At 65.1% G+C, this 26,695-nt stretch carries 27 protein-coding genes and 1 tRNA gene; 19 read left to right on the forward strand and 9 right to left on the reverse strand.

Features of this window, described 5'->3' with window-relative positions:
- Positions 1–96 precede the first annotated feature (96 nt).
- The 8 genes from LNV23_RS04705 to LNV23_RS04740 all read left to right on the forward strand — a co-directional run bounded on the left by LNV23_RS04705 (position 97) and on the right by LNV23_RS04740 (position 5,134).
- Complete coding sequence (locus tag LNV23_RS04705; RefSeq protein ID WP_263561911.1) at positions 97–483, forward strand: hypothetical protein; 387 nt, start codon at positions 97–99, stop codon at positions 481–483.
- Between the two features lie 46 nt (positions 484–529).
- A complete protein-coding gene (locus LNV23_RS04710) occupies positions 530–736 on the forward strand; it encodes a zinc-finger domain-containing protein (RefSeq protein ID WP_263518000.1) in 207 nt (68 codons plus the stop codon).
- 2 nt (positions 737–738) lie between these two features.
- Complete coding sequence (locus tag LNV23_RS04715) at positions 739–1,191, forward strand: YybH family protein (RefSeq protein ID WP_263518001.1); 453 nt, start codon at positions 739–741, stop codon at positions 1,189–1,191.
- A 14-nt stretch (positions 1,192–1,205) separates the two neighbouring features.
- Positions 1,206–2,225: a YheT family hydrolase gene (locus LNV23_RS04720; protein ID WP_263561912.1), complete on the forward strand. Its 1,020-nt coding sequence runs from the start codon at positions 1,206–1,208 to the stop codon at positions 2,223–2,225.
- Between the two features lie 133 nt (positions 2,226–2,358).
- Positions 2,359–3,348 (forward strand): ATP-binding cassette domain-containing protein, encoded by a 990-nt coding sequence (locus LNV23_RS04725; RefSeq protein ID WP_263561913.1) that lies wholly within the window; start codon positions 2,359–2,361, stop codon positions 3,346–3,348.
- Positions 3,345–4,112 carry a hypothetical protein gene (locus LNV23_RS04730; protein ID WP_263561914.1) on the forward strand — a complete coding sequence of 256 codons (768 nt, stop codon included), beginning with the start codon at positions 3,345–3,347 and terminating at the stop codon, positions 4,110–4,112. Before LNV23_RS04725 ends, LNV23_RS04730 begins: the two co-directional genes overlap by 4 nt.
- A 34-nt stretch (positions 4,113–4,146) precedes the next feature.
- On the forward strand, positions 4,147–4,680 hold the full coding sequence (locus tag LNV23_RS04735) for a DUF2946 family protein (RefSeq protein WP_263561915.1): 534 nt from the start codon (positions 4,147–4,149) through the stop codon (positions 4,678–4,680).
- A 79-nt stretch (positions 4,681–4,759) separates the two neighbouring features.
- Positions 4,760–5,134: a DUF2845 domain-containing protein gene (locus LNV23_RS04740; RefSeq protein WP_263518006.1), complete on the forward strand. Its 375-nt coding sequence runs from the start codon at positions 4,760–4,762 to the stop codon at positions 5,132–5,134.
- A 102-nt stretch (positions 5,135–5,236) separates the two neighbouring features.
- Here the strand turns inward: LNV23_RS04740 and LNV23_RS04745 are convergent, their stop codons facing one another.
- Positions 5,237–5,791 carry a c-type cytochrome gene (locus LNV23_RS04745; RefSeq protein ID WP_263561916.1) on the reverse strand — a complete coding sequence of 185 codons (555 nt, stop codon included), beginning with the start codon at positions 5,789–5,791 and terminating at the stop codon, positions 5,237–5,239.
- 156 nt (positions 5,792–5,947) lie between these two features.
- On the opposite strand from LNV23_RS04745, the gene LNV23_RS04750 reads away from it, so the two are divergent.
- Together LNV23_RS04750 and LNV23_RS04755 are read left to right on the forward strand one after the other, a co-directional pair.
- Positions 5,948–6,022 (forward strand) — tRNA-Arg (locus tag LNV23_RS04750).
- 92 nt (positions 6,023–6,114) lie between these two features.
- Positions 6,115–8,979 (forward strand): serine/threonine-protein kinase, encoded by a 2,865-nt coding sequence (locus LNV23_RS04755; protein WP_263561917.1) that lies wholly within the window; start codon positions 6,115–6,117, stop codon positions 8,977–8,979.
- Between the two features lie 18 nt (positions 8,980–8,997).
- Here the strand turns inward: LNV23_RS04755 and LNV23_RS04760 are convergent, their stop codons facing one another.
- Complete coding sequence (locus LNV23_RS04760) at positions 8,998–10,428, reverse strand: M56 family metallopeptidase (protein ID WP_263561918.1); 1,431 nt, start codon at positions 10,426–10,428, stop codon at positions 8,998–9,000.
- Positions 10,421–10,813, reverse strand: a complete 393-nt coding sequence (locus tag LNV23_RS04765) for a BlaI/MecI/CopY family transcriptional regulator (protein WP_263561919.1) — start codon at positions 10,811–10,813, stop codon at positions 10,421–10,423. Before LNV23_RS04765 ends, LNV23_RS04760 begins: the two co-directional genes overlap by 8 nt.
- A gap of 255 nt (positions 10,814–11,068) precedes the next feature.
- Here LNV23_RS04765 and LNV23_RS04770 point away from each other — a divergent pair, with 255 nt between their 5' ends.
- On the forward strand, positions 11,069–11,689 hold the full coding sequence (locus LNV23_RS04770; protein WP_263561920.1) for a hypothetical protein: 621 nt from the start codon (positions 11,069–11,071) through the stop codon (positions 11,687–11,689).
- On the opposite strand, the gene LNV23_RS04775 is transcribed toward LNV23_RS04770, so the two are convergent.
- A complete protein-coding gene (locus LNV23_RS04775; protein WP_263561921.1) occupies positions 11,686–13,320 on the reverse strand; it encodes a mechanosensitive ion channel family protein in 1,635 nt (544 codons plus the stop codon). The two genes, LNV23_RS04770 and LNV23_RS04775, sit on opposite strands and share 4 nt — an antisense overlap.
- 230 nt (positions 13,321–13,550) lie before the next feature.
- On the opposite strand from LNV23_RS04775, the gene LNV23_RS04780 reads away from it, so the two are divergent.
- The 4 genes from LNV23_RS04780 (at position 13,551) to LNV23_RS04795 (ending at position 17,725) form a co-directional block, all read left to right on the forward strand.
- Positions 13,551–14,978, forward strand: coding sequence for a circularly permuted type 2 ATP-grasp protein (locus tag LNV23_RS04780; protein WP_263561922.1), 1,428 nt, complete (start codon positions 13,551–13,553; stop codon positions 14,976–14,978).
- A 1-nt stretch (position 14,979) separates the two neighbouring features.
- Complete coding sequence (locus tag LNV23_RS04785; protein ID WP_263518017.1) at positions 14,980–15,948, forward strand: alpha-E domain-containing protein; 969 nt, start codon at positions 14,980–14,982, stop codon at positions 15,946–15,948.
- A 140-nt stretch (positions 15,949–16,088) separates the two neighbouring features.
- Positions 16,089–16,913, forward strand: a complete 825-nt coding sequence (locus LNV23_RS04790) for a transglutaminase family protein (RefSeq protein WP_263561923.1) — start codon at positions 16,089–16,091, stop codon at positions 16,911–16,913.
- A gap of 80 nt (positions 16,914–16,993) precedes the next feature.
- Entirely contained in the window at positions 16,994–17,725 is a 732-nt protein-coding gene (locus LNV23_RS04795) for a proteasome-type protease (protein WP_263561924.1), read from the forward strand.
- A 68-nt stretch (positions 17,726–17,793) separates the two neighbouring features.
- Here LNV23_RS04795 and LNV23_RS04800 read toward each other — a convergent pair whose 3' ends face one another.
- The 3 genes from LNV23_RS04800 to LNV23_RS04810 all read right to left on the reverse strand — a co-directional run bounded on the left by LNV23_RS04800 (position 17,794) and on the right by LNV23_RS04810 (position 20,501).
- On the reverse strand, positions 17,794–18,927 hold the full coding sequence (locus LNV23_RS04800; protein WP_263561925.1) for a porin: 1,134 nt from the start codon (positions 18,925–18,927) through the stop codon (positions 17,794–17,796).
- 20 nt (positions 18,928–18,947) lie between these two features.
- A complete protein-coding gene (locus LNV23_RS04805) occupies positions 18,948–19,463 on the reverse strand; it encodes a type 2 periplasmic-binding domain-containing protein (protein WP_263561926.1) in 516 nt (171 codons plus the stop codon).
- Between the two features lie 318 nt (positions 19,464–19,781).
- Positions 19,782–20,501 (reverse strand): YebC/PmpR family DNA-binding transcriptional regulator, encoded by a 720-nt coding sequence (locus tag LNV23_RS04810; protein ID WP_263518020.1) that lies wholly within the window; start codon positions 20,499–20,501, stop codon positions 19,782–19,784.
- 290 nt (positions 20,502–20,791) lie between these two features.
- Here LNV23_RS04810 and LNV23_RS04815 point away from each other — a divergent pair, with 290 nt between their 5' ends.
- Positions 20,792–20,986 (forward strand): hypothetical protein, encoded by a 195-nt coding sequence (locus LNV23_RS04815; protein ID WP_263518021.1) that lies wholly within the window; start codon positions 20,792–20,794, stop codon positions 20,984–20,986.
- A 269-nt stretch (positions 20,987–21,255) separates the two neighbouring features.
- Here LNV23_RS04815 and LNV23_RS04820 read toward each other — a convergent pair whose 3' ends face one another.
- Complete coding sequence (locus LNV23_RS04820; protein ID WP_263561927.1) at positions 21,256–22,290, reverse strand: SdiA-regulated domain-containing protein; 1,035 nt, start codon at positions 22,288–22,290, stop codon at positions 21,256–21,258.
- Positions 22,291–22,336: 46 nt separating this feature from the next.
- Entirely contained in the window at positions 22,337–23,023 is a 687-nt protein-coding gene (locus tag LNV23_RS04825) for a lamin tail domain-containing protein (protein WP_263561928.1), read from the reverse strand.
- Positions 23,024–23,276: 253 nt separating this feature from the next.
- Here LNV23_RS04825 and LNV23_RS04830 point away from each other — a divergent pair, with 253 nt between their 5' ends.
- From LNV23_RS04830 to LNV23_RS04840, 3 genes are all read left to right on the forward strand, one after another.
- Complete coding sequence (locus LNV23_RS04830) at positions 23,277–24,041, forward strand: ParA family protein (protein ID WP_263562267.1); 765 nt, start codon at positions 23,277–23,279, stop codon at positions 24,039–24,041.
- Positions 24,042–24,254: 213 nt separating this feature from the next.
- On the forward strand, positions 24,255–25,052 hold the full coding sequence (locus LNV23_RS04835; protein ID WP_263561929.1) for a substrate-binding domain-containing protein: 798 nt from the start codon (positions 24,255–24,257) through the stop codon (positions 25,050–25,052).
- A 34-nt stretch (positions 25,053–25,086) separates the two neighbouring features.
- Entirely contained in the window at positions 25,087–26,637 is a 1,551-nt protein-coding gene (locus LNV23_RS04840; protein ID WP_263561930.1) for a methyl-accepting chemotaxis protein, read from the forward strand.
- Positions 26,638–26,695 lie beyond the last annotated feature (58 nt).

Genomic DNA, 26,695 nt, shown 5'->3' on the forward strand with positions numbered 1-26,695 from the left:
GGAGCGCGGCCGCAGCCCTCCCGGAAAAGACTTCGAGAATACGCCAAAGCCATGACCGGCCCAAGACTGGATGGTCAGAAGCCGTAGGATGCAGCCATGAACACATGGATCGGTATTGGTTTGGCGCTGATCGCCCTGCTGGGCGGCGGCTTTCTCTATGGTTGGCAAGGCGTGATGCTCGCCCTGACGGTGGTGGTGTTCTGGCTGCTGCTGCAGTTCTCGCGCCTGATGCGGGTGATGAAAGCGGCGTCAGAGGGCCCGGTCGGGCATGTTGACAGCGCCGTGATGTTGAATGCCAAGCTGCGCAGCGGCATGAAGCTGGTCGAGGTGCTGCCCCTGACGCGCAGCCTGGGCCAGAAGATCAGCGAACAGCCCGAAACCTATGGCTGGACCGACGCCGGTGGCGCCCGCGTCGAGTTGCAGATGGAAAAGGGCACGGTGAGCAGCTGGCAGCTGATCCGCCCCGACGATCAAGCCTCGTAAAATCACGTTTTTGCGTCCGACCTTGTTCACACGAAAGCACCCTCCCATGAGCGAAGCCAAATCCATCGTCGAAGTCACGGCCGCCGATGTACAAGGTCCGGGCGTCGTTGCCTGCCCCAACCCCAAGATGAGCTTGTGGAGCAGCCACCCCAAGGTCTTCATCGACATCAGCCACGACGGCCAGGGCAAGTGCCCCTATTGCGGCACCGTCTACAAGCTCAAGGCCGGCGAAACCCTGCACAGCCACCACTGAGCATGCAGCCGCGCAGCAAAGCTCAAGCCGCCGCCCTGCTGGCCTCGCCCGAGGACACCGAACAGCAGTTCTACGAGGCCCTGCAGCAGGCCGACCTGGAGCGGCTGATGGAGGTCTGGGCCGACGAGGATGAGATCTCCTGTGTGCACCCGGGCGGCCCGCGCGTGGTCGGCCTGGGCGCGATCCGCGCCGCCTTCGAAGCGGTGTTCCAGCAAGGCGCCATCCCAGCCCACCCCGAGCGCGTGCGGCGCCTGCACACCGGCGACACCGCCATCCACCAGGTGCTGGAGCGGGTGCAGGTGCAGGGCCCGGACGGCCAGCAAAGCGCCTGGGTGATCGCCACCAATGTCTACCTCAAGACGGCCTTTGGCTGGCGCATGGTCTTGCACCATGCCAGCCCCGGCAATGCGCATGACATTCAAGAAGTGATCGAAGAGCCCTCGGTCCTGCACTGAGCGCGCCGCAAGCGATGCAGTATTCCGCGCCGCGCTGGCTGCCCGGCGGCCACGCCCAGACCATCTGGTCCGCCCTCTATGCCCGTCACAAGGGTGGCCCCGAGCTGCGCTTCCAGCGCCAGCGCTGGGACACGCCGGATGGGGACTTCGTCGATGTCGACTGGCTGAACTACGCGCCGCCCGAAGCGCCGGCCGGCAGCTTTTTGGCCCACCCCGGAGCAAGTGACGAGCGCGTGCCGCCCCTGTTGGTGCTGTTTCACGGCCTGGAAGGCAGTTCGCAAAGCCAGTACGCGCAAGCCTTCGCCACGGTGGCCCGCTCGCGCGGCTGGGCTTGTGCCCTGCCGCATTTCCGCGGCTGTTCGGGCGAGATGAACCTGGCCCCTCGCGCCTACCATTCGGGCGACTTCGAAGAGATCGGCTGGATGCTGGCCCGCTGCAAGCAGCAGCACGAGGGCCCGGTTCTGGCGGCTGGCGTTTCGCTGGGCGGCAATGCCTTGCTGCGCTGGGCCGAGGAGTCAGGCCAAAGCGCCGCCACCACGGTGCGCGCGGTCTGCGCCATCTGTTCTCCGATCGACCTGGCGGCCTCGGGCCGCGCCATCGGCCGGGGTTTCAGCCGCCTGGTCTACACCCGCATGTTTCTACGCAGCATGGTGCCCAAGGCCTTGCGCAAGCTGGAACAGCACCCGGGCCTCTTTGACGGCGAACGCCTGCGTGCCGCGCGTGACCTGTACGAGTTCGACAACCTCTTCACCGCACCCCTGCACGGCTTTCGCAACACCGAGGACTACTGGGCGCGCGCCTCGGCCAAACCCCATCTGAAGCGCATCGGCATCCCGGCCCTGCTGCTTAATGCCCGCAACGACCCCTTTGTACCGGCGCACTGCCTGCCGCGGCAGCAGGACGTCGGCTCCTTCGTGCGCCTCTGGCAGCCGGCCCATGGCGGCCATGTCGGCTTCACCCACGGCAAGCCGCCCGGTGAAGTTTTCACCATGCCCGAGCAGGTCTGCGACTGGCTGCTGCGGGCCTTGGACTGAGCCGTCAAGGCCATTCATAGCGCATAACCTTCCACTCAGGCGTGCCAGGCCTCCAATCGCCCGAGCCACGCAGCTTGTCATATCGTTCACCGTATGCTGCGGGCGCGAGACATTGAGGAAGGAGGATCGGCAGATGAATCAGAGCTCGACACCGGCCGCAAGGCAGGCGCCGCTGATGCAGCTCAGCGCGGCGGCCAAGCGCTACCAGCGCGGCGGGTCCGCCGTCCAAGCGCTGCAGGATTTCGAACTGCGGCTGGACACAGCGGAGGTGATCGGTTTGCTGGGGCCCAATGGCTCGGGCAAAACCACCCTGGTCAAGATTCTGACCGGCCTCTGCGGCGCCGACCAAGGCGAGCTGCGCTGGCGCGATGGACCGGCCCAGGCCGCCGGCTTGCCCGGCCCGCATCTGCGCGAGATCGGCGTGCTGCTGGAAGGCCGGGGCGCCGCCTACGAGCGCCTCACCGCACAGGAGAATGCGCGTTACTTCTGCGAACTGCGCGAGCAGCGCTTCAGCCCTGAGTACTTTGGGCACTTGGCGCGTCTGCTGGGTCTGGCTGATGTGGACACGCCGATCCGCCAGCTCTCCACCGGCAACAAGCTGCGCGCCGCCTTGATCGGCGCCCTGATCCACCGGCCAGCGCTGGTGCTGCTGGACGAGCCCACCCTGGGCCTGGACCTGGAGGGCGTGGAGCGCCTGCATGAGCTGGTCCACCAGGGTGCATCCGCAGGCCAGACCTTTCTGATCGGCTCGCACGATCTGCATTTCATCGAGCGCCTGTGTCCACGCATCGTCAGCATCCACCGCGGACGCAAGCGTTTTGACGGGCCGCGCGAGACCTTTCTTCATCAGGAGTTCCGCTACCGCCTGCAGGTGTGCAGCGACAGCCCCTGCCCGCCGCCTCCCGACTGGCTGAACGGACGCCCTTGGCAGCAGCAGGCCGGCCACTGGGTCTTGCCCCTGCGCGACCCGGCCGAGGCCGCGCGCCTGATGGCCGAATGGGCGCCCTGGCTGGGCGGCTGCAGTTCGCTGCAGCTGCGTGCCATCGAGCTGCGCGAGCACTACCTGGAACAACTGGGGCTCTCGGCCTCAGAAGGCGTGCAAGAGGAGGCGCTGGCGTCATGAGCAACACCCCCTGGGTTCGCCATCTCCTCAACGAGGCCCGCCGCAGCCTGGCCCTGGCGCGCCGCTACTGGGTCGAAACCTTGCTGAGCCTGGGCTTTGTCTTCAGCCTGTTCGGCGGCTTGGTCTTTGCGGTGCTCAAGGCTAGCGGCCAGTCCTTGGACTCGGGTCAGGCCGATGGGCTGATCACCGGCTTTGCCCTGTGGATGTTCGCCAGCGGCCTGGCCCATGGCTGTGCCAAAGAAATCACCGAGGAAACCCAGCAGCGCACACTGGAGCAGCTGCAGCTGGCACCGCTGAGCCTGGAGCGGCTGCTGGCCGTGCGTTTGCTGCTGGAGACGGCCGTCGGCCTGGTCCTGCTGGTCCTGACCTTGGCCTTGATCGCCCTGCTGACCGAGGGGCGGGTGCAGCTGAGCGCGCCAGCCCTGAGCCTGGCGGTGCTGGGTGCGCCGGCCATGGCCGGCCTGGGCTATGCGCTGGCGGGCCTGAGCCTGCTGGTCAAGCGCGGCGAGCTACTGATGATGGCCGCCTACCCGCTGGTGATCGGCCTGGTGTCCCTGCCGGCACTGCCGCTCTCGGGTCTGTCGGCCCTGCCCTATACGCTGGCGGCAGCGGCGGCGCGCGCGGCATCCGGTGGTGACGCCTTCCCGAGAGAGGTCTGGGGCTGGGTGGCGCTCAACAGCGCGGTCTTCCTGGCGCTGGGCCTGGTGGTGTTCCGTGCCTGCCTGCGCCAGGCACGGCAGCTCGGCGTGCTCGGCCACATCTGAGTGGCGCACTGGCAGCGGAACCTACACTGGGGCTATGGATGCCATCGTCGAAGCGGCCCTGAAGAAGTGGCCAAATGTTCCGCACTGCTACGGCTGGCTGGCCCTGGACGCGCGCGGCAACTGGTATATGCGCGATGAGCGCTGCCAGGCGGCCGGGCCCTTTCCGCAGGTCAAAGGCAGCCGGGTCACGCACGAAAAATTGCGCGAGTTCATCGAGCGCAACTACGCTGTTGACGAGCGCGGCGCCTGGTTTTTCCAGAACGGCCCGCAGCGCGTCTATCTGCAGTTGGAGGCCGCCCCCTGGATCTGGCGTCTGGACGGCGATGCGCTGGCCACACCGTCGACGGTGCGCAGCCACACAGGCTTGAGCAGCACGGTCGACGCGGTCTGGCTCGATGAACAGGACCGCCTGTTCCTGAGCACCCCGCTCGGCCTGGGCCTGGTACACAGCCTGGACATGGACTGGGCGGCGCAAGCGGTCGAACAAGGTTTGTGGGTGCCCGAGGTCCGCAGCCACGAAACCTTGTTGCAACAGTTCGGCATCGTGCTGGCGCCCGCTGCCGACTGAGCCCTGCCGCTGTGGCCCGGGCGAGTCAACCCGCCCTCAGGAAGCGACGTTCAGGAGCATTGCCGCTCGAAGGTCTTGCATGAGAAAAAACACCCTGGTCGCGTCCAAGCTCTGTGCCATCGCCATCGGCGCCATGCTGTTGGCTCCCTCGGCCTGGGCCTTCCGCTGCAACTCCTATGTCATCGACGCCGGCATGCCCAAGTTCGAAGTGCTGCGCAAATGTGGGCAGCCAAGCAACAAGGAGCAACGCATCGACCGCCGCATCGTGCGGGTTCGCGTGCCCGCGCCTGCCGGCCCGAATGTGCCGCTGGGCGGCCAGGTCGAAGTCGAGCGCGAGGTGCAGGTTCAGGTCGAAGAGTGGATCTACAACTTCGGACCCAACCAGTTCATGCAATTGCTGGTTTTTGAAGACGGGCGTTTGATGTCCGTGAAGGACATTGGCTACGGCAGCTGAGGCGCAGCGCTCGCCTTGCCTCGGTCGCTGGCATCGTTCCATCAAAGCAGCGGGCACAAAAAAACCGGCCAGTGGGCCGGTTTTCGGGAGGTAGAGCTTGGCTCAGTTCGCAGCAGAAGCGGCAGCAGCCGGCGCCTTGGGCTCATCGAACTTGGCACCACCCTTGTTGGACATGTAGACCACGGCGCGCGCGATTTCAAAGTCGCTGAAATCTCCGCCGCCTTGGGCGCCCATGGCGCCCTTGCCCTTGAGTGCGGAGCTCAGCAGCGCCTCGTAGCCAGTCTTCACGCGCGGGCCCCAGGCGGCTTCGTCGCCAACCTTGGGCGCGCCCGCTGCGCCGGTGGCGTGGCAAGCCGCGCATTGGGCCTGGAACACTTGTTCGCCGGTCTTGAGCGCTGCGACATTGTTCAGGTCCTTCAACTCGATCGCGCCGACCGGCTGGATGCGGGCAGCCACGGCCTGGGCCTCCAGGGCCTCGGTACCGGCCGAAGGCTTGCTGTCGGTCGTCACGTAGTTGGCCAGCATGATGATCACGATGATGGGCACGACAAAGGCGAAGAACACGGCCCAGGCCAGTTGCTTGGGCGTCTTGATCGGGCCTTCATGGGCTTCGTCAGCATGATCGTGCTCGTGTGCGTGATTCTGGTTTCCGCTCATGAAATCCTCGTTGGCGTCGGCAAGGGAAGATGCGCTGCCCGGCAAATCACCGGACGCAAAACCGACAGATTATATCGTCGCCTACCCCAGAGCCTGGGCAAGCATTGAGCGTGATCACGGAGCTGCCAGCCACTGAGGTTAGAATGCGCGCTCCCGGCGACCGTGGTGAAGTGGATATCATTGGGCCCTCCGAAGGCTTAGGCGCAAGTTCGATTCTTGCCGGTCGCACCACCGGGACACTTCATTCTTCCCCACCAAGCCACCCGGCTGCCTGATGGTGCCGAGCCTGCTGATTCACGCAAGGTCCCCGCTCCACCATCACCATGTCTGCAGACCGCGCTCAGTGGCAACGCTTATCCGCTCTGCTCCATGAGGCCCTGGATCTCAGCGCCGCGGCCCGCAGTGCATGGCTGGAACGCCTGCACCAGGAAGACGCCCCTTTGGCACGCCAAGTGGCCGACCTGCTCGCCAATGACGCCACCCTGCCCAGCGCCAATGTGACGCGAAGGGCCGCCACAGCGGCGGCGCCCGAGTCGCCCACCGAGCCCCCGGTCACATCTGAGTCTGCGCACTCCGCCACGCCCACCACCCCGCAGCCACCGCCGCGGCCACGGTTGGGCGCTTGGTGCTTGCTCGAACGGATTGGCCAAGGCGGCATGGGCGAGGTCTGGTTGGCGGAGCGTGGCGACGGCCTGTATCAGGCGAAGGCCGCCATCAAGCTGCTGCGCAGCGATCTCGACGCCCGTCAGCTGAGCGCCCGTTTTGCTCGTGAGCGCGCCTTGCTGGGGCGCCTCAACCACCCGGCCATCGCGCGTCTGCTCGACGCCGGCATCGGCGAAGCGGGCCAAGCCTATCTGGTGCTGGAACATGTGTCCGGCCAAGCGCTCGACGCCCATGTTCGCGAGCATTGCCCGAGCGTGCGTGAACGCGTGCAGCTGCTGATTCGCGTGGCCGAAGCCGTGGACCATGCCCACGCCCAGCTGGTGGTCCACCGAGACCTCAAACCCTCCAATGTGCTGGTGATGGCCAATGGCCAACCCAAGCTGCTCGACTTCGGCATCGCCTCCCTGCTGGAAGACGAGGGCAATCACGACCTGACCCGCCAGGCCGGGCTCAGCCTGACGCTGAACTACGCCGCGCCGGAACAGGTGCTGGGCGAAGCCATCGACACCCGCGCGGATGTGTTCGCCCTCGGCGTGATGTTGTTTGAGCTGCTGTGCGGCCACCTGCCCTTCGCGCCGCGCGGCAGCAAAAGGGCCGCCAGCGAACATGCTTTGCTGCACGACGAGCCCCGGCGCCTGCTCCCGGCCGGCGAGCACAGCGGAGACCTGCAGGACCCGCTCAGCCCAGGGCCACCGCTTGATGCCAAGCTGGCCCAGGGCGACCTGGAGGCCGTGGTCAGCAAAGCCCTGCGCAAGCGGCCGGCAGACCGCTACGGCAGCGTGCGCGAGCTGATCAACGATTTGCAGGCTTGGCTGGAACACCGGCCGGTCAGTGTCCGGCGCGAGGACTGGCGCCATCGCAGCCGCCTGCTGCTGCGCCGCCATGCTGTCCTGGCCGGTGCCGCGGCCATGGTGGTGTTGAGCCTGAGCCTGGGATTGGGTGCAGCCACCTGGCAATGGCAGCGCGCCGAGCGCTCAGCTCGCCAGTCCGACCATGTGACCCGTTACCTGATGGATCTGCTGGCGTCGGCCACACCGGAGGCCCATGGCGGCCAATGGCCGACCGTGTTGCAGCTGCTCAATGAAAGCCGCGCCGAGCTGCCGCAGAAGTTCGCAGATGACCCGGACACCCGGCTGCGCCTGCTCGAGGTTTTCAGCAACACCTATGCGGCACTCAACCATTTCGATGCCGCATTCCCCCTCGCCGAGCAATGGCTGAAGCTGGCCCTGGAACGCCATGGGGAGGGCACGCCCGAGGCTCTGAAAGCCCAGCTGGGGCAGGCTTGGCTGTGGCAGATCAGCGGCCACCATGTCGAATCGATGAAGCTGCTGGAACCCCAGCTCGGCGCCATCGTCAAAACCTTCGGCGAGGTCTCCGAGCCGCACAGCCTGACTCTGCAAGTGCTGGCCGCGAACGCCATGCACCTGGGCCGCTTGGATGACGCCGAACGCATCCTGACCCAGAGCGGCGCCCTGCAGCAGCGCCTGCACCCGGGTGGCGCCTTGGAGCGCGCCGACTATCTGAACAATCTGCGCGTGCTGCGCAATGAGCAAGGCCGGCCGCGCGAGGCACTGGCCGCGCTGGAAGGTACACGCGACCTTTGGAGCACGAGCGACCCCAAGCTGGCCATGCAGATGCTGGTCATCCGCCAGAACCACTTGACCGACCTGCTGCGCCTGAACCAGTTCGAGGGTGCGCTCAGCACCCACCGCACCCTGGTGGAAGACATGAACCGCGTGCTGGGGCCGGGCAATGCCCTGAGCTTTCTGGAGCATCGCAGCTTCATCAACGAGTACTTCCTGGCACGTGGCCAGTACGGCGAGGCGCACAGCGAGCTGCAGGCCTTGATCGACAAAGCCGCGCACGAGAAGGCCTGGCCCGAAAGCTCACAGCTGCGCCTGCTCAGCATGGCTTTGCTGGCCCAGACCCGCCACCAATTGCAGTCTGCGGGGATGCACAAGCTGCGCGGCGAGCAGGCCATGCCGGCTCCGCTAAGGCAGGAACTGATGCACTTGCTTGATCGGCTGCGCCAGAACAGCGCCCTCACCGCCCGACAGCGCAGCGGCATCGCCCTGGACTTGGCTGAGCTGGCCTTGGCCTATGACGAAGCTGCGCTGGCCGAGCTTTGCATGCAGTCCATCGAAGCCAGCGACCGGCGTGAAGCCCATGGCAAGTCGCGCCTGCTGATGGTGGAAGCGCAACTCGCTCGCGCCCAAGGCGAACTGAGCCGCAGTCGCAGCTTGCAGGACAAGCGCGTGACCGCACTGGAAGCCAGCACCGACCCGGCCAGCGCCTTCAACTGGTCGGCCCATCTGGACCTGGCCTACACCCAGCTGCTGCAAGGCGATACCCAGGCTGCCCAAGCCAGCTTGGAACGCGCCCTCGCACGGCGCCCCGCCACGCTGCCCGGCGGCCATCCACTGGACAGCCTCGGCGCCAGCCTGCAGGCTTGGATCAAAGCCGGCACCAAGGCCTTGCCATCCAAGCCACGCGCTTCACTGGGGGCGGCATTCATCAGCGGCTGAGGGCCTGACGCAAGGTACTCAGGGCTGAGGGCGATCGATCACCTGTTTGAGGATCGTCAGGCTCTCAGCGACCACCCAATGACTGTTGAGATCCAGGCGCAGCACCTGGCCGTCCTTGTCGTCGCTGACTTCGATGCGGGCCGGCTCGCCGGCCTTGATGATCAGAGCCGGTTTTGCAACCACCCGCAGATTGCCGTGCCAATCCTCGCCCGAGGCATAGGGCACGCTGGAATCGCCACGCAGGATGACCAAGTCCAAGCGGAACTTGTTATCGGCCATGGTCGTGGGTTCCAGACGAATCATCCAAACATCCTCCTCGGTCTTCTCGCCTGCTTTTTTGCTGAAGAAGAAGTTGGACTTGGACTGGTAGGACGTCACCCGCAGCGCTCGACGCAACTCGCCATTGACACTCAAGTCCACATCGGTCTCCACCAAGTGATAGCCCTCCTGTACCGGTGGAACGGTCGGCTTCGTGGCCACCGGAGCCGGCGTGGGCTTCAGGGCATGAACCAGGCCGGCGCTGCCGAGGCTGAGCCCCAAGGTCAGGGCCAGGGCCAGGCGGCGACGCCACTGGGGCAGGCGGTGGTGGTCTTTCAGCATATGAACTCTCTCCAGCAAAGGGTGTTGGGCCTGCCAGCTGCAGGCCAAGGTACTGCCATGGGAACTCGGCGTCAGGGACTGCAGGTCTTGGGCCTTGAGCAAAGCGCTGGCGTAGAGCGCCAAGGCGCTGCGCGGTTGCTGCAGGAGCACGCGGGCATCGCAAGCCAGCTCCTGATCGGCACGCAGGCGGCGCAGGCCCCACCAGGCCAGGGGGTTGAACCAGTGCAGGCAGCAGAGCAGACTGGCCAGCAGCTGGCTGAGGTTGTCGCGCCGGCTCAGGTGCACACCCTCGTGGGCCAAGATCAAGGCCTGCTCGGCCGGGCTGAAGCAGGCCTCGAAATCCTCGGCCAGACACAGGCGCGGACGCAAAAGCCCCACGAGGGCCGGGCCAGTGCCGGCCGGCGAGCGCCAGCAACCCGTCGCCGCATCAAAGCGCAGCCGCCCCAGCAGCTGGGCATGGCGCAGGGCCAGCAGGCCCAGGCACAGCAGGGTTCCGAGCAACCAGATCAGGCACAGCCAAGCTGGCAGCCCCAAGCTCGCGCCGGCTGCGGCGCCCTCGGGCAGGCCAGCCCATGCGGGTAAAGCCTCGCTCCAGGTGCCCAAGGCCTGGGCCTTCAGGCGCAGCACCACGGCCGGGCTCCAGGCCTCGGAACTGGGCAGGGTCTGCGCCAGCAAGACCAAGGGCAGGGCCAGCCAGGCCGCATAGCTGGCACCGGCGCCAAGCAGGCGCAGCAGTACCGGCCGAAGCAGCCACAGCAGCAAGACCACGCCGCTGAGCATCAGCGTTTGCACGCCCAGCCCGTGCAACAGCCACGTGGACACCGAGCTCAGGTCTTGGGCCTCAATCATTTTCATAGTCCTGGATCAGCTGCTTGAGCGCCTTCAACTCGGCGGCATCGAGCTTGCGCTGGGCCGAGAAGTGCGCGACCAGCGGGGTCAGGCGCCCCTGAAACAGTCGGTCCAGCAAGCCCATGCTCTGCGCGCTGAGCCAGCTCTCGCGCTGCAGCACGGGGCTGTAAAGATAGCGGCGGCCGTCTTTCTCGGCGCTGATCGCACCCTTGTTGAACAGGCGGTTGACGAGGGTCTTGATGGTGGCCAGCTGCCAGTCCTGGCGCTCGACCAGGGCTTGAGCGATTTCATCCGTGCTCTGTGGATGGCGCTGCCAGAGCACCTCCATCACCTGGGCTTCGGCCTCGGAAATGCTCATCGTCGCGGCTTGGTCTGGCGGGCTCATGAGGATTGATTACTTTTGTAAACGATGAGTGATGTTTACTTATGTAATCGACAGCGTCAAGCAGATTTTTCACTTGATCGATATTTGCAGGCGGCGCTATAGCAATATCTGACACCCCTGGCAAGCCCTGATATGCGGGTGTCACAGAGCGAACTTAGACTCGCGCCCACAAAGTGTGATCAAAGTCACGGTCATTCGGGTCCAGCGCCCTGCGCACCCACCGGACTTTTCAGCACGACAGAGAGGACGTCGTACGTGGAACTGCTTGAAACATCGGCCTTGCTGCGCATGTTTGCGCTTTACACCCATGTGCTGGCCTGCTTTGCCGCAGCCGCCGGCGTGGTTCTCGGCGATATCGCCATCTTCATGCCCAAGCGCGTCGATCGGCTGCTGCTGCAGAAATCCACGCGCCTGGTCAGCCTGGCCTTGCTGGCGCTGTGGATCTCCGGTCTGGGGCTGATCGCCATCGACACCGGTTTCGACCCAGCCGTCATGCTGGACAAGCCCAAGCTTCTGGCCAAGCTCAGCGTGGTCGTGGTGCTGACCCTCAATGGCTGGGCCCTGCACCGCTGGGCCTTCCCCTTGCTGGCCTCGCCCCAGGAGGAGCCACAAAAAGCCGCCGGCCTGCCGGCGCTGCTGGGCGGTATCAGCAGCGCCTCCTGGTTGTTCGCTGCTTTCCTGGGCGTGGCCAAGCCCCTGGCCATCGTCTTGCTTTACCCCGGATTCATGGGCCTCTATGGCGCCAGCCTGCTGGTGGCCATCGGCGTTGCGCTGAGTCTGGGTCGCCAGCGCCTGGCGCGCCAGTTGTTGGTCAGTGACGACGACACCATCTACAGCGTGCTGCAGGACGAACCACGCGGCATTCAGGCCACCTAGGGCCTGGGTTCGGATTTAGCCGGCGCGCTGAACCAGGCGCTGCGCGGCACGAACTTGGGGCTGGCCGGGTCGCTGCGGTAGTGCGGCGACATGATCTGCACGCCGTACTCGTTGAACACATCTTGGATGTGGGCGTGCAGATTGCTGAGCACCTCGGCACGCGGGCGTGGCTGGCTGGGCACGGCCTGACAGACCAAGCGGTACTCGGGGTAGAAATCCGACAGCGCGGTCTGGAACACCCGCGCCGGCGGCATGTCGAGCACGCCCGGTGTACGGCGCGCCGCTTCCAGCAACATGGCCTCAACCTGGCGCCAAGGTGTGTCGTAGCCGATCGTCACCGTGGTGTCGACCACATAACCGCTGCCATGCACGGCGCGCGAATAATTCTTGGTGACCGAGCCCATGACCAGGGAATTGGGCAGGGTCAGTTCTTCGCCCAGGCCGGTACGGATGCGGGTGGTGAACATGCCCAGCTCGGTGATGGTGCCCTCGTGCTCCTGAACCCGCACATACTCGCCGACGCGTATGGTGCGCGAAAACATCAGGATCAAGCCGCTGGCGCCCTGGCCAACGATGCTGGAGGCACCCAGTGAAATCATCAGGCCCAGCAGCACCGACATGCCCTTGAAGGCCTCGCTGCCCGAGCCGGGCAAGTAGGGATAGGCCATCACCAGAGCGAACAACCAGATGCCGGTGTTGATGATGCGGCGCGAGGGCCGCACCGTGTCGCGATCCATCCAGCCCAGGCTGGCCTCACCGGTCTCGATGCGGTCGAACACCGGCTTGAGCATGCCAGTCGCCGCACGCGCCATGCCAAAAATAATCAGGGCGATGAAGAGGTCGGGCAAGGCGCGCAATATGCCGCCGCCGATCTTCACCAGCACCTGCAGCAGGTAGGCGCTGAGTTGCTCGCCCCAGGGGCGTGTGTAGGGGAACTGGCTCAGCACCAGGCTCAGCCACTGGTAGCTGAGCAGGGCAATCAGGCTCCAGCTCAGGCCCAGCACCAGCCAGTGGCTGAAGCTCAGCAGCTTGTCCCGCTGCAGCAGCGGCGTGCCGGCCAGATGCAAGGCGCCGCTGCGCTGCGCCATCTGGGCGGCCAGGCGCCCATCAAGCGCCTGCTGGCCGCGCCGTACCGCCCACACCAGGCCGGCAAACACCAGGCTGGCTGCCAGGCTGAGCAGAGCAGCGTGCCAAAGGCGCGACTGATCGCGGCTTTCGCGCGTCTCGGCAATCAAGAGCTCCAGCTGCCGTTTCGCATGGGCCACGGTGCTGTCGAGCGTGGCGCCACTGGCCACGTCGACATCCTCGGGCGTCAGGATCAGGGCCATCTCGCCGTCCAGCATCAAGACCTGACCCTGCCCCTCCTTGCGCACCAGCACCACGCCTGGCCCCGAACGGGCCAGCACCTCGTTCATGTACAGATGGGTGCGACGCGCACGCTCGGCGGGGCTGACGCCCAAAAACGGCGCACGGTACTCGGCGATACGGCGATTGAGGATCTCCACCGGTGCGTGGGTCGGCGCCGCCGAGGCCGCCGCGTCCGCCGCCAGCGCCTGGGCACTCGAAGGTCCGGCCGAGATCGCCAGCACAAGGACCAGAGCCCCAGAGCCGAACACTGACTTCAATGACATGCGCATGCGACGACGCTCCCCCGGCTGATGGACAGCCAGCGCACAGCTGGCGCGGCAAGCATATCGCCAGGCGCGCACCAATCTGTCTCAAAGCGGATGCACCAAAACCGGTCTCTCTGGCGCCCGGCACCAAACAGGTTCATGCTGGGCCGGAGCAGGCCGCAGCAGCGCCGCAAGCCGGATCAGGCACAGCCCTTGCATTCATCGCCAGCACTGGCCACGGAGACACCATGCACGCCCTCACCCTGCCCGCCCCGGGCCATTACGACGAGATGCTGCTGCCCAGCGGCGCCCTGCGGCCGCATTACCAGTCCTTCGCGCACTGGTTGCATGCCCAGACCCCCGAGGCCCTGGCCAAGAAACGGGCCGAGGCCGACCTGCTCTTCCACAAGGTCGGCATCACCTTCGCCGTCTACGGCGACGAAGCCGGCGCCGAGCGCCTGATCCCCTTCGACACCGTGCCCCGCATCGTGCCGGCGGAGGAGTGGCGCATGCTGGAAGCCGGCCTGCGCCAGCGCGTCAATGCACTGAACCGCTTCCTCTGGGACATCTACCACGACCATGAGATCGTTAAAGCAGGCCTGGTGCCGGCGGAGCAGGTCTTCGCCAACGCCCAGTACCAGCCGGCCATGCAGGGCCTGGATCTGCCGCATGGCATCTATGCCCACATCACCGGCGTCGACCTGATCCGCCACTCCGACGGCGGCTATTACGTGCTGGAAGACAATCTGCGCGTGCCCAGCGGCGTCAGCTATATGCTGGAAAACCGCAAGATGATGATGCGGCTCTTCCCCGAGCTCTTCGCCAAGTACCCGGTGGCGCCGGTGGCCCACTACCCCACCCTGCTGCTCAACACCTTGCGCCATGCCTCGGTGGCCGAGAACCCGACCGTGGTGGTGCTGACACCAGGGCCCTTCAACAGCGCCTACTTCGAGCATGCATTCCTGGCCCAGCAGATGGGTGTGGAGCTGGTTGAAGGCCAGGACCTGTTCGTCAAGGACGAGTTTCTCTATATGCGCACCACGGTCGGCCCCAAGCGGGTGGACGTGATCTACCGCCGCATCGACGATGCCTTCCTCGACCCGCTCGCCTTCCGTGCCGATTCGATGTTAGGCGTGCCGGGCCTCTTGTCCGTCTACAAGCAGGGTCACCTGATTCTGGCTAATGCCATCGGCACCGGCGTGGCGGACGACAAGTCCATCTACCCCTATGTGCCGGACATGATCCGCTTCTACCTCGGCGAAGAGCCCATCCTGCACAACGTGCCGACCTGGCAATGCCGCAAGCCGGCCGATCTCGACCATGTGCTGAACCACATGGCCGAGCTGGTGGTGAAAGAAGTGCATGGCGCCGGCGGCTACGGCATGCTGGTCGGCCCGGCCTCGACGGCGGCCGAGGTGACAGAGTTCAAGGAAAGGGTCAAGTCCAACCCGGCCAACTACATCGCCCAGCCCACGCTCTGCCTGTCCAGCTGCCCGACCTTTGTCGAGGCCGGCATCGCGCCGCGCCACATCGACCTGCGGCCCTTTGTGCTGACCGGCCGCGAGGTCAATATGGTGGCCGGCGGTCTGACCCGCGTGGCCTTGAAGCAAGGCTCCCTGGTGGTCAATTCGTCCCAGGGTGGCGGCACCAAAGACACCTGGATCCTGGAGGCCTGACATGCTGTCGAGAACCGCCGCCCAGCTCTACTGGATGAGCCGCTATGTCGAGCGCGCCGAGAACCTCGTGCGCATGCTGGACGTCACCCATTCCCTGTCCCTGCTGCCTCAGTCGCGTGGCGCCATGACCGAGTTGGCGGCACCGCTGGCCGTCACCGGCACGCTGGAAGCCTTCACCGCCAGCCAGCAACCGCTGGAGGCCGAGCGCCTGTTCAACTTCATGGCCCTGGACCTGGACAACCCGGCCTCGGTGCTCAGCTGCCTGCGCTCGGCGCGCGAGAACGCCCATGCGGTACGCGGCCAGATCACCGCCGAGATGTGGGAGGCCATCAACAGCACCTGGCTGGAAGGACGCGAGTTCCCCAAGCGCGGTATCGCCAGCGTCTCCAGCTTCTTCGACTGGGTGAAAGAGCGCTCGCACCTGTTCCGCGGCGCCACCTACGGCACCTTGCAGCGCAACGATGCCTACTGTTTCATCCGCCTGGGCACCTTCATCGAGCGGGCCGACAACACCGCCCGCCTGCTCGATGTGAAGTCGCAGCTGATCGAGCCTGCGGTCGACAGCCTGATGCCCGTGGATGTGCCGCAAGAAAGCGCGCCTGATTTCTACGCCTGGAGCGCGCTGCTGCGCTCGCTCTCGGCCTTCGAGGCCTACCACGCCGTCTACCGCGACGCGCTGGACAGCCGGCGTGTGACCGAGCTGCTGATCCTGCGCCCCGATGTGCCGCGCTCGCTGCGCGCCTGCTGTGACGAGATCCGCGCCATCCTGCCGCAGATCGAAGCCCGCAGCGGCTCGCTGGACGCCGGCCGCCAGGTCAAGCAGCTGGCCGGCCGCCTGGCCCTGAGCCTGGAGTATGGTGAGGTCGGCGAAATCCTCGCCACCGGCGTGCACCGCTGGCTGACCGGCTTTCTGCAGGAATCGGCCGAGCTCAGCGATGCGATTCGTGCGGCGTATTTGGAGGCGAATTGATGCCAGGGGATTTGGTGAATCGTGAATGGTGAATCGTGATCGGCTGACTGCCAAGTCACGCATGTTCAGCGAACCACTCACCACCACCCATTCACGATTCACCAGTCACCACTCACCACTCACCACTCACCACCCCCACCATGCACCTCGCCATCCACCACGAAACGGTCTACCGCTACCAGCACCCCGTGCAGCGGAGCACCCAGTATCTGCGTCTGACGCCGAGCGAGGGTGCGCGGCAGAAGGTGCTCAGCTGGGACCTGAGCCTGCCGGGCGCGGCCAGCCGATGCCTGGACGCCTACGGCAATGTCATGCATGTGCTGGCGCTGGACCGGCCGCACAGCGAAATCCACCTCTACGCTCGCGGCGTGGTCGAGACCGACGACAGCCCGCCGACGCCCGACCCACAGGACGGCCGCTTCCCGCCCGAGGTGTTCCTGCGCGACTCGCCCCTGACCCAGGCCGATGCAGCCCTGCGTGACTTTGCTGCGGCCCACGCCGCCGCTGTGGCGGCCGACGCGCGCGAAGGCTTGATGGCCATGCTGCAGGCCTTGGCCGTCCACATGCCCTACACCCCCGGATCGACCGACGCCGCCACACCGGCCGCCGAGGCCTTTGCCGCGCGCCTGGGCGTCTGCCAGGACCATGCCCAGGTTTTTGCCACCTGCGCTCGCCTGCTCGGCGTGCCAACGCGTTATGTCAGCGGCTATCTGGCGGCGGACACCGAACATGTGGCCAGCCACGCCTGGGCCGAGGTGCGCCTGCCCGGCGGCGCCGCCGAGGGCGGCGGCTGGCTGGGCTTTGATGTCAGCAACCAATGCCTGGCCGGTGGCCGCTATGTCCAGCTGGCCATCGGTGCCGACTACCTGGATGCCTGCCCGGTACGCGGCATGCGCTTGGGTGGCGGCAGCGAGGCCTTGCGAGCCAATGTGCAGGTGTCGGTCGCGCCGGCGCCTCAGCAATGAACGGCGACGGGGGCCCGGAACCAGCGGAGATAATCGCAGCGCCCCCGTTCTCCTGAACCTTACATTCCCCCGGCTGCCCCATGACCTACTGCGTTGCCATGCGTCTCGACGCCGGCCTCTTGTTCGCCTCGGACTCGCGCACCAATGCGGGCGTCGACCACATCGCCACCTTCCGCAAGATGAATGTCTTCGAAGCGCCGGAAGAGCGCCTGATCGTGCTGCTGAGCGCCGGCAACCTGGCCACCACGCAGAGCGTGATCAGCCTGCTGCGCCAGCGCCTGGAGCATGAAGGTGAGCATCTGCTGAACCGCAAGTCCATGTACGACGTGGCCGAGCTGGTCGGGCGCACGGTCAAGGAAATCGTCGCCCGCGATGCCAATTCGCAAAGCCTGGGCCAGGGCGTGGACTTCGGCGGCAACTTCATCGTCGGCGGCCAGATCCGCGGCGAAGAGCCTCGGCTTTTCCATGTCTACGCCCAGGGCAACTTCATCGAAGCCTGCGAAGACACGCCCTATTTCCAGATCGGTGAGTCCAAGTACGGCAAGCCCATCATCGACCGCGTCATCAACACCGGCACCTCGTTGAAGGAAGCGGCCAAGTGCACGCTGATCTCGTTTGACTCGACCATACGCAGCAACCTCTCGGTCGGCCTGCCCATCGACATGCTGCTCTACCGCGCCCACAGCTTCGCGCCGGCCGCACCGCACCGCGTCACCGCCGACGACCCCTACTTCAACAAGCTGCGCCGCGGCTGGGGCGAAGGTTTGAAGCGGGTGTTCGCCAAGCTCCCAGACGAAGACTGGTTCGCCTGAAGACCAAAGAAGCTAGCAGGACCCAGACCAGCGTCCTTGTTTCGAACGCTGGCCTGGGCCGCTGACACTCAGAACGAGGTTTGAGCTGAGAACGAGAGCAGTTTGTAGTCGCCAAAGAAGTTGTACTTGCTCTGGTCTTCCGAGAGGTCGTACTGCGCCTTCAAAGCCAAGTTCTTGTTGAAGTCCCAGCGCAAGGCCAGGGTCTTGGTGCGCCGACCTTCTATCGCGGCGCCAAAGGCGTTTTCCTCGGTCCGGTAACGTGAGATGGTGTACATGCCCGTCCAGTCGCCCAGCTTGTAGCCAGCCCCGAGCAGGAAGTAGTTGTAGGTGTAGCCCGACACGTCCTGCTTGAACTTGTTGAGTTCGCTACGCAAGATCAGGGACCGGCCGTCATAGTTCAGCGACAGGCCCATGATGTCGGTCTTGTAGCCGTCCAGATTGATCGTCGTGGAGCCATCCGCCTTGATGGTCTTCTGATCGTTCTTAAAGCTCATCATCATCAGCCTTGCGCTGATTTCGCCGTCGCTCAAGGTGGCATAGGCGCCCACAATCCGACGCCAGCGCTCATCCGTCCGATCACCGAAATAGATCTTGGTGTCATAGGGGTTGTTCGGGTAGTTGAACCCACCGGCCCACACATTGGCGTCGAGCGTCCACTTACCGAACACCTGCCGGCTGTAGGCCAGGTTGGCGCCGTCGTAGGCGTAGATGGGCCAGCCGTACACGTCAGGTGCTGGCCGGACCCAAGGATAGGCCGTGCCGATGTAGAGAAAGTCGCTGTAGTAGTAGAGCGGAATGCGTTTGCGCCCGGCCTGCAGCGTCAACTCGTCGCTCAAGGCGTAGGACACGTACGCCCAGTCCACGCTCGGCTGGTAATGGTCATTGTTGGGCCGAGACAGGACTTGCATCGTGGCGGACAGCTTGTCGTTCAGATGAAGGGTGCCTTGCAGACCCAGCAGCGACTCCTGATCGGCCTGCCAGCCACGCGACTTCTGATAGACGCCCACGTACTCCCAGTTCTGGATCGTGCACGGGCAGTTCCACTGCATATAGCTGCCTTGCTTGCCACTCAGGACCTTGGCAACGGTCAAATTGGCGAAGCCAGACCAGGTGAAACGGATACCGCTGTCTTGTTCGGCCTGTGCCGTCATGGGCAGAAGCGCACAAGCCGCCAGAAGTGCGCAATGAAGACTCTTGTTCATGGTGTGCATCCTCTTCTGCTTCACTTGATTTCGGACAGGACTTTGACGCTGCCGTCCACTTGAGCGGCATCGATGTAGCCGACCAAATTCGGATTGGCAGCCACCAACTTCTTGACCGCTGCACCGTCGCCGGCATCCTGTGGAGGCGCTCCCTTGCCAGTGAACACCATGCGCGACCAGTAGGCTTTCATCTGGGCTTCACTGCGACCGGCAGCCCGGTTGTAGAACTCGATATAGCTCGCAGTGCCCGGGCTCTGATCAACCGGCACCGCTTTTTCGCCGCCAGGAAAGCTCTTGACACTGCCAAGGAAGATGGACGCCACCTGATCGACCGTCAGCTTGGCCGCATCACTCTTGGCTGACACAACCACCACCAAGTTCTGTGCCCACGCCGGAGCGCAGAGCATTGGCAGCAACAAGGAAACTGCCAGGGACGGAACCTGGCATCGACGAAGAAATGGACGGAATCTGAGCACGACAACCTCCAGAGCGACGAATTCATCAACACCCAGCCGCAGCAGAACTGCGGCCACCATGGACTCCTCCTCGACAGGCATCCCAGTGTCGGGATGCCCTCGCTTCTGGCGCGCAGTTTCATCTCGCCTGAACCCATGGGTCGGCCAAAGACTCCGCGCTAAGAATTCAGCTCTAGGGCTGTGCTTTCATTGTTGGCGGCCTGTCGGATGGTGTGCAAGCCCGAACTGATGCAACAACACAAAGCAAGTCACGCTTGCCAAGCAAAGCCGACTGCTGTAGTTGACGTTCGCCTCAATGGCAAAGATTGCGCCCGGCTCATGCCGTCATTTTTAGAGGTTATGACAACATGGCGCGGAGCGAACATGTTGCCAGCACACTCAGCCAGCCAGGCCGACGTAGACCTCTTGCACATCATCGTGCGCGTCGATGGCGGCCAGAAAGGCCTCGACCTCTTCCAGCTCGGCACCACTCAGGCTGACGGTGTTCTTGGGCCGATAACCCAGCTTGGCCGAGACGACATTGAAGCCATGCTGCGGCAGGGCGCGGCAGACCAGGTCCAGATCGGCCGCATCGCTGAGGAAAACCGTGGGGGCCACTTCGCCGTCCTCATCAGCCTCGCCGAGCTCGAAATCCTGCGCGCCGGCTTCGATGGCGGCGAGTTCGGCATCAGCGCCTGCTTGGGCCGGGTTCGCCTCGATCAGGCCCAGATAGCTGAAGTCCCAGGACACCGAACCGGCCGCGCCGAGCTGGCCCTTGCGGAACAGCACGCGGATCTCGGAGACGGTGCGGTTGACGTTGTCGGTCAGGCATTCCACGATGACCGGCACGCGGTGCGGGGCAAATCCTTCGTAGGTGACGCGCTCGTAGTGCACTGCATCGCCGAGCAAGCCGGCGCCCTTCTTGATGGCGCGCTCCAGAGTCTCGCGCGGCATCGAGGCCTTGCGAGCCTGCTCGACCACCATGCGCAGTCGCGGGTTCAGATCAACGTCGGCGCCGCTCTTGGCGGCCAACTGAATTTCCTTGGACAGCTTGCCGAAGATCTGCCCTTTGGCATTGGACGCCAGGTCCTTGTGCTTTGCTTTCCACTGTGCGCCCATGGTGCTCGGTCCTTTTTGTTGTTTCGAGGGGATGACTCAGCCCCGATTGTCGCGGACGCGTGAGCAGCGCCGCCCGGTATCGAAATCTGCCTTCTTGGCCCTGCAACGGTGCAGTTAGCGCACCTTATGGGGGCAGGTCTTGCCTCCGACTCGGCCGCTGGGTGCCGGCAATGCGTGCAGTTTGACAAGTTTTGAAACAAATCAAACCCGCATGAGGAATGGCAGACCGGCCACAAGCGGCGATATTTGAGTCCACAACACCCCAGCGACGCTGAAGCCAGGAGCCAGCCATGAACACCAGCGGTCCCACCGCCCCCAGTTTTCTCTACCGCAGCGAGGCCTTTGCCGAAGACCTGCCCGACCTGCCCGTCTGGAGCGCGTCGGAACGCCGGCCGCGCCGTGTGCTGAGATCGCTGTGGGTGGCCGCCGCCCTGTTCATAGGCGCGGGTAGCACCGCCCTGGCCTGGATCGGCTACCGCATTTAAGAGTTCGCGCCTTTTTTACTGCGCGACTGTCATCCGTCGTTGGTCCGGTGCTCGGAATCCTCACGTACAGAAAGTACGTTCCGGTTCCTGCGCTCCGTCCGCCTCGGCCAGAGGCTGAGTCCTTCGCCAGTCAGATCCAGTCCTCAGGACTGGATCCGTCCGGGCTCAGCCTAGCCTGACAGCCGCTCGCTACAAAAAATCGCAAACTCTAAGACTGCACATTCCGGGGCGCTGCTCCCGCAGCCCCCCATTCACATCACATCAAGGCCTCAAGCGTCGCGGCGACGCTTGACCGCGCCCAGCAGGCCCACCAGACCCAAGGCCATCAAGGCGTAGCTGCTCGGCTCCGGCACCGGCGCCATGGCCGACAGCACGATCAGCTGGGACTTGACGCCTGGCAGGGCCGAACCGGTCTGATCCTGTTCGGCGACCAGGTAGATGGTGCCCTTCTCGTCAATGGTCACACCCTCAATGCCGTTGTTCGGCAGCACATTGCTGAGATCGAAGCTGCTCAAGACCTGACCCTGGCGGTTGACCTCGACCAGTTTGCGTGAGCCCAGGCTCAGCAGCAGCAGGTTGTCGGCACCGGCCGTGCCGGTCAGGCTGTCCACGCCCGAGAGGCTGGCCACGTCCGACAGCGTGCTCAGGCCCAAGCTGCTCGGGTCGAACAGGCTGCTCATGGCGGCCACACCGCCGCCCGGCGGGGTGGAACCATCGCCCGAGGTGGACGGCGGGTTGCCGGTGGCCGCGGCGAAGCTCAGGCTGCCGATCAGCAGGTTTTGCGGTGTCTGCTGCTTGACGGTGATGAAACTGCCGCCATTGCGGGCGTCGTAGGCCAGGCCTTCGATGCCGTTGTTGCCGACCGCGTTGTTGGCAATCGAGACAAAGGCGTTCTTCAGTTGGGCGCTGCCGCCATCGACAAAGCTGAAGCGGTAAACATCCTGCAGGCGTTCTTCGCTCAGGGCCAGCACGCCGTCACCCAGATAGGCCAGGCCTTCGGTGTCGTGCTTGGTGCTGCCGGTGCCGCTCCAGTTGAAGGCCATCTTGCCCAGGGTCTGGCCGGTCAGCGAGATCTCGACCACGCCGGTGCCTTCATCGCCCACGTAAAACAGAGTGCCGCGGTCGCGGGCATAGCTGACAGCTGACGCTTCCAAGCCGGAGATCTGACCGGCTGTCGTGCCACCGAGCAGGTCCAGTGCATAGCTGGCTTTGACTTGGTAGTTGGCGAGGTTGAGGCTGTTGCCGGCTTGAGCCAGGCTGCAAGCAGCGGCGAGCATCGCGAGAAGCAGAGGTTTGATTTTCATAAGGATGAGAAGTCCGTGAATGTGAGCGGGCGAGGCGGGCCGGCAATCAGCGCGTGCGCTTGCGTGCGACGGCGGCCAGCAGGCCCAGACCGGCCAGCATCAAGGCATAGCTTTCGGGTTCCGGAACGGCAGCAGCGATCAGGCCGGGTGAGCCGATTTCTTGGCCATCGGCCGAGAGGAAGGCGCCGTTGACGCCGACCACGCTGAGTTGGCTGATGGGGCTGTTGTTCAGGCCGGCTGCGTTGTCGAAGGTCCGCAGCGGCGCGGCTGTGCTGGAAGCGCCGAACTCCACCCGGGCCTTCAAAGTGCCGCTGGCGTCAAAGACATTGACCGCGTCACCGCCGGTACTGAGGCCCACGCCGGCACCCACATACAAGCCGATCTGCAGGCCCGCTGGCGCCAGGGCTGCAAACCAAGTGTTCAGAAAGCTGGCCGTGACCGCTTTCTCGGTGAAGATCACGGACTCGCCCGCGCCGATGCTGGTGATGCCGGTCAGAGCCACTTTGGCCGTACCGTTGGAGTTGTCGTCCATGGTCCAGCCGACCAAGCTCAGGGCGCTATTGCCGAAGTTCGTCAGTTCAAACCAGTCGGCGCCATAGGCGGAATTGCCGCTAGACCAGGCCGAGACTTCGGTGATCTTGAGCTGGGCCTGGGCCGGTGCACTGGCGAAGGCCAGGAGGGCGACCAAGGCGCTCAGGGCGGAAGGAGCGGAGAAGGGACGAGCTGATTGCATGTTCTGCCTTGTGAAGTGATGAGGCCCGGTCGCCTGGGCCAGGGGGCGCAAGCAGGGGCCAGCCCCCAAGCGCGGCGCCAGTGTGTCCAGGGCCTGTGACAGCTTGATGTGACGCACCGGTGGCGGACCGGCCGGCAGCCGGATGCCCCCTGGGTGCGGGGGTACGGCGTTGCTGGCGCCATGAAGCGCGCCGCTTTCGGCACACTTTGCTGCAGTGCACAATATGGCCATCGCCAACAAGCAGGGGTCCCTGATGCGCCGTGTTGTGTTCAATCAAAAAGGCGGAGTCGGCAAATCGACCATCACCGCCAATCTGGCCGCCATGGCCGCGCACCAAGGCCGGCGCACCCTGCTGGTGGATTTGGACCGGCAAGCCAATTCCAGCCGCTACCTGATCGGCGACGCCGCCGACGAGGAACAAGCCGGCGCGGCCGAGTTCTTCGAGACCACGCTCAAGTTCAGCGTGCGCAGCCCAAAGACCAGCGACTTCATCGTCGCCACGCCCTGGGAGAACCTGCACCTGATGCCGGCCAGCGCGGCGCTGGACGAACTACACAGCAAGCTGGAGAGCCGCTACAAGATCTACAAGCTGCGCGACGCCCTGGCCGAGCTGAGCGAGGACTATGACGAGATCTGGATCGACACCCCGCCCTCGCTGAATTTCTACACCCGCTCGGCCCTGATCGCTGCCCAGAGCTGCCTGATCCCCTTCGACTGCGACGAGTTCTCGCGCCGCGCGCTCTACGAGCTGCTCGACAACGTCAAGGAAATCCAGGCCGACCACAACCGCGAATTGCAGGTCGAGGGCATCATCGTCAACCAGTTCCAGGCCCGCGCCGCCCTGCCCCAGCGCACGGTGCAAGCCTTGATCGATGAAGGCCTGCCGGTGCTAACGCCTTACTTGAGCGCCAGCGTCAAGATCAAGGAGTCACACGAACTCTCACGCCCCATGGTCCATCTGGACCCGCGCCACAAGCTGACGTTGGAGTTCGCCGAGCTCTACGCAGGCCTGGCCTGAAGCCGCCGGCAACAGCGGCCCGAGAGCGGGAACCAGGCTGAAACCGCAGCCCCAGGCTTGAAAAGCAAGGAAATCGTGGCCGCACGCCAGCGGCTGTCACGGTTGCGTCACAGAGCGTCCAAAGAATGGCTCGCAGGTCGCGGCATGGGTGTCATAGCGCACACCCGCTGCTCCGGCCTGCGCCCTTTGTTTGCCCCACTCTGAGGACTTTGCATGCTGTCTGCACTTCAACTCAAGCTGGGCATGCGCCTGGCATCCGCCCTTCCTGTCGCGCTCTCCCTCTCGCTATCGTTCTCGCCCGCAAGAGCACAGGTGCTGGAAGTCGCCGGCTCGTCCACCGTGGCCAAGTCCATCGTCGAGCCCAGCCAGGCCAAGCTGCGTGAGGCCACGGGCATCGAACTGAAGATGTTGTCCGTGGGCACCGGCAAAGGCATGCAGATGCTGTTTGAGGGCAAGGTCAAGGTGGCGGCCGTGTCGGCCTCGCTGGACGAGGCCGTGGACGACGCCAAAAAGGCCGGCAGCGCGGCCGCGCCCGGCGGCCTGAAGCTGCACACCCTGCTGACCGATCAGCTGGTGCCCATTGTTCACAACGACAACCCGGTCAAGGAGCTGAGCCGGGACCAACTGCGCGGCCTGCTCAGCGGCAAGCTGCAGAACTGGAAAGAGGTCGGCGGCCCCGACCTGGCCGTGCTGGTCGTGACCGGCGCGCCCGGCTCGGGCACGCGCGGCGTGCTGGAAAAACAGTTGCTGGCCGGCCAGGCCTTCGCCAGCAGCGCCAAAGAGCTTCGCACCAGCGCCGCCGAGCTGGCCGAGGTGGCGCGTGACAAGGCCGCCATCGGCTATGTCGGCTCGGGCACGGCCGAATCGGCCAAGGGCAAGATCAAGGAACTGAAGGCGCCAGCGCTGTCGCGCCCCCTGGGGCTGGTGACGGTCGGTGAGCCCACGCCGGAGGTGCGCAAAGTACTCGACTACCTGCTCAGCACGGAGGCCAAAAAGCTGTTCCTGCAATAGCGCCCCGCAGCCCGTTCGGATCCAGGGAGTTCAGATGAAAAAAGAGACCACGATCCAACGCACGCTGCTCGCCGCCTTCGCCACCGTCATCCTCAGCCTGTCGGCTCTGGCGGGCGTGGCCTTGTGGCAAGTGCACGCGCTCAGCGAACAGCTGCAAGCGGCCACCCAAGACCTGGTGGCGAAATTGGCCTCGGTGTCCAGTCTTGAGGCCAACAACCTGGGCCGCGCCATCACCGTGCGCGACCTGGCCATCAACGAGGACATCAAGGTCCAAGCCCAGCTGCAGGCCGAGCTGAAAGCCCAGGCCGACGCACTGGGAGCATTGGCCACGCAGCTGGACCAAAGCCACTGGACGCCCGAACAGGCAGCCCAATGGGCTCAGCTCAAGGCCGGCACGGCGGCCATGGAAGCCCTGACGCGCCAACTGCCCGGCATGATCGACGAAGGCCGCTTTGACGACGTCAAGGCGCTGGTGGTCGAGAAGGTCCGGCCCGCGCAGCTGGCCTTGAACCAGGTCACGGCGCAGCAGCGCCAACTGGTCAACCAGGAAGCGCAGCAGATGCGGGCCCAGGCCGAAGCCGCCATCCGCGAGGCCCGGCAATCACGGGCCGGCATCGTCCTCGGCCTGCTGCTGCTGGCCAGCGCCTCGATCGCCATCAGCCTCTGGGTGGCGCGCCGCATCAGCCGCCAACTTGGCGCCGAACCGCAGGAGCTGATGCGGGTCTGCCAGGCCCTGGCTCAGGGTGACTTCAGCGTGCCGCTGCAGGGCCGGCCGGGCAGCGTGATGGACAAGCTGGAGCACACCCGACTGTCGCTGGCGCAGTTGGCCGGCGGCATCGCCCAAGCGGTGCAAAGCATGAGCCTGGCGGCGCAGGAGATCAGCGTCGGCAACCAAAGCCTCAGCGGCCGCACCGAGCAACAGTCCTCCTCGCTGCAACAGACTGCCGCGGCCATGGAGCAAATGACCGGCTCCATCCGCGAGGCGGCCGAGCACTCACGTTCCGCCACTCAAATGGCCGACTCGGCGCGCAGCGTGGCCGAGCAGGGCGGCCAGCATGTGCAGCAGGTTGTGCACACCATGAACGAGATCGCCGGCGCCAGCCACAAGATCGCCGAGATCATCGGCGTCATCGACGGCATTGCCTTTCAGACCAATATCTTGGCGCTCAATGCCGCGGTCGAGGCAGCCCGCGCGGGGGAACAGGGGCGGGGCTTTGCCGTGGTGGCCAGCGAGGTGAGGCAGCTGGCCCAGCGCAGCACCCAGGCCGCGCGCGAGATCAAATCCATGATCAACAACTCGGTCGAACGGGTCGAGGTGGGCAACCGCCTGGTCAACGAAGCCGGCTCCTCCATGGAACGCATCGTCGACGAGGTCCGCCAGGTCTCGGCCCGCATCGCCCAGGTCACCCAGGCGGCTGAAACCCAAAGCCGGGACATCTCCCAGATCAACGCCTCCGTGTCCAGCATCGACGCCGGCACCCAGCAGAACGCCGCCCTGGTCGAGCAGACCGCGGCCGCGGCCGAGAGCCTCAAGTTCCATGCCGAAAAGCTGGCGCAATCGGTGGCGGTGTTCCGCTTCGCCTGAGCCGACGCGAGCGCCGTTCAGCCATGAAAAAAGCGGGCTCTGCCCGCTTATCCTTTTC

The sequence above is a fragment of the Kinneretia sp. DJ1R-11 genome (assembly GCF_025717595.1).
Taxonomy (GTDB): Bacteria; Pseudomonadota; Gammaproteobacteria; order Burkholderiales; family Burkholderiaceae_C; genus Paucibacter_A.

Bases quoted from the DNA above. Each gene is read 5' to 3' on its own strand.
- LNV23_RS04805 (WP_263561926.1), bottom strand. From the start codon at position 19,463: ATGGTGGCCGCAGTTCTGCTGCGGCTGGGTGTTGATGAATTCGTCGCT.
- LNV23_RS04790 (WP_263561923.1), top strand. From the start codon at position 16,089: ATGCACCTCGCCATCCACCACGAAACGGTCTACCGCTACCAGCACCCC.
- LNV23_RS04765 (WP_263561919.1), bottom strand. From the start codon at position 10,813: ATGAGCCCGCCAGACCAAGCCGCGACGATGAGCATTTCCGAGGCCGAA.
- LNV23_RS04710 (WP_263518000.1), top strand. From the start codon at position 530: ATGAGCGAAGCCAAATCCATCGTCGAAGTCACGGCCGCCGATGTACAA.
- LNV23_RS04740 (WP_263518006.1), top strand. From the start codon at position 4,760: ATGAGAAAAAACACCCTGGTCGCGTCCAAGCTCTGTGCCATCGCCATC.
- LNV23_RS04720 (WP_263561912.1), top strand. From the start codon at position 1,206: ATGCAGTATTCCGCGCCGCGCTGGCTGCCCGGCGGCCACGCCCAGACC.
- LNV23_RS04775 (WP_263561921.1), bottom strand. From the start codon at position 13,320: ATGTCATTGAAGTCAGTGTTCGGCTCTGGGGCTCTGGTCCTTGTGCTG.
- LNV23_RS04780 (WP_263561922.1), top strand. From the start codon at position 13,551: ATGCACGCCCTCACCCTGCCCGCCCCGGGCCATTACGACGAGATGCTG.
- LNV23_RS04830 (WP_263562267.1), top strand. From the start codon at position 23,277: ATGCGCCGTGTTGTGTTCAATCAAAAAGGCGGAGTCGGCAAATCGACC.
- LNV23_RS04725 (WP_263561913.1), top strand. From the start codon at position 2,359: ATGAATCAGAGCTCGACACCGGCCGCAAGGCAGGCGCCGCTGATGCAG.
- LNV23_RS04785 (WP_263518017.1), top strand. From the start codon at position 14,980: ATGCTGTCGAGAACCGCCGCCCAGCTCTACTGGATGAGCCGCTATGTC.
- LNV23_RS04825 (WP_263561928.1), bottom strand. From the start codon at position 23,023: ATGCAATCAGCTCGTCCCTTCTCCGCTCCTTCCGCCCTGAGCGCCTTG.
- LNV23_RS04810 (WP_263518020.1), bottom strand. From the start codon at position 20,501: ATGGGCGCACAGTGGAAAGCAAAGCACAAGGACCTGGCGTCCAATGCC.
- LNV23_RS04755 (WP_263561917.1), top strand. From the start codon at position 6,115: ATGTCTGCAGACCGCGCTCAGTGGCAACGCTTATCCGCTCTGCTCCAT.
- LNV23_RS04815 (WP_263518021.1), top strand. From the start codon at position 20,792: ATGAACACCAGCGGTCCCACCGCCCCCAGTTTTCTCTACCGCAGCGAG.
- LNV23_RS04715 (WP_263518001.1), top strand. From the start codon at position 739: ATGCAGCCGCGCAGCAAAGCTCAAGCCGCCGCCCTGCTGGCCTCGCCC.
- LNV23_RS04795 (WP_263561924.1), top strand. From the start codon at position 16,994: ATGACCTACTGCGTTGCCATGCGTCTCGACGCCGGCCTCTTGTTCGCC.
- LNV23_RS04705 (WP_263561911.1), top strand. From the start codon at position 97: ATGAACACATGGATCGGTATTGGTTTGGCGCTGATCGCCCTGCTGGGC.
- LNV23_RS04820 (WP_263561927.1), bottom strand. From the start codon at position 22,290: ATGAAAATCAAACCTCTGCTTCTCGCGATGCTCGCCGCTGCTTGCAGC.
- LNV23_RS04730 (WP_263561914.1), top strand. From the start codon at position 3,345: ATGAGCAACACCCCCTGGGTTCGCCATCTCCTCAACGAGGCCCGCCGC.
- LNV23_RS04735 (WP_263561915.1), top strand. From the start codon at position 4,147: ATGGATGCCATCGTCGAAGCGGCCCTGAAGAAGTGGCCAAATGTTCCG.
- LNV23_RS04840 (WP_263561930.1), top strand. From the start codon at position 25,087: ATGAAAAAAGAGACCACGATCCAACGCACGCTGCTCGCCGCCTTCGCC.
- LNV23_RS04835 (WP_263561929.1), top strand. From the start codon at position 24,255: ATGCTGTCTGCACTTCAACTCAAGCTGGGCATGCGCCTGGCATCCGCC.
- LNV23_RS04800 (WP_263561925.1), bottom strand. From the start codon at position 18,927: ATGAACAAGAGTCTTCATTGCGCACTTCTGGCGGCTTGTGCGCTTCTG.
- LNV23_RS04760 (WP_263561918.1), bottom strand. From the start codon at position 10,428: ATGATTGAGGCCCAAGACCTGAGCTCGGTGTCCACGTGGCTGTTGCAC.
- LNV23_RS04745 (WP_263561916.1), bottom strand. From the start codon at position 5,791: ATGAGCGGAAACCAGAATCACGCACACGAGCACGATCATGCTGACGAA.